The organism is Natronococcus sp. (assembly GCF_047921035.1).
Classification (GTDB): Archaea; Halobacteriota; Halobacteria; order Halobacteriales; family Natrialbaceae; genus Natronococcus.
In genome coordinates this window covers 1-513 of the sequence record NZ_JBLRWX010000277.1, presented here as the reverse complement: position 1 = coordinate 513, position 513 = coordinate 1, and the positions used below count along the sequence as shown (strand labels likewise).

Annotated in this window: 1 protein-coding gene; it reads left to right on the top strand. The window is 63.4% G+C overall.

Going from position 1 to position 513, the window contains the following annotated elements; genetic code table 11:
• Positions 1-239, top strand: a 239-nt coding sequence (locus tag ACNA7R_RS20685; RefSeq protein WP_416285403.1) for an ArsR family transcriptional regulator, incomplete at its 5' end; no start/stop codon positions are given.
• Positions 240-513: the final 274 nt, after the last annotated feature.

Here is a 513-nt window from a genome sequence, read left to right as displayed (position 1 = left end):
CTCGAACCGATACGGTCCTCGAATCTCCAGCAAGTGGGCCCTTTGCCCTCGAGGTATTCAAACGGGGACGTGCCGAGAACGAACCCTGGAGACGTGTGAACCCCCGCTACGTGATCGACGAGACGGGACTCGAGAAGCGCACCGCCGAGTACTACCCGCGACGGCTCCACGACACGGGCTGGATTCGAAAGGCGAGTCGCGGACGCGACGAGTTCGTGGAGGACCCTCGAAAATCGTAGCTCGATTCCCACACCACCACTGCCCGAACTATCTGATCACCTACCGACTACAGCCCATCGACCAACCACCACGGGTGGGACTGAAAGGGGCTGGCGGGGTCGGCGACGCCCGACGAAGTCCTCGCGAACGAAGTGAGCGAGGGCAAGCGAGACGCAGTCTCGCTGTGTAAGCACCGCAGCGAAGCGAGGAGCACAGGGAGGCGCGCGAGCCGACACCGCCAGGGGCTTTCGGAGTGTTCGCACGAGCACTCGCCGAATCGACGATCACTCGTCC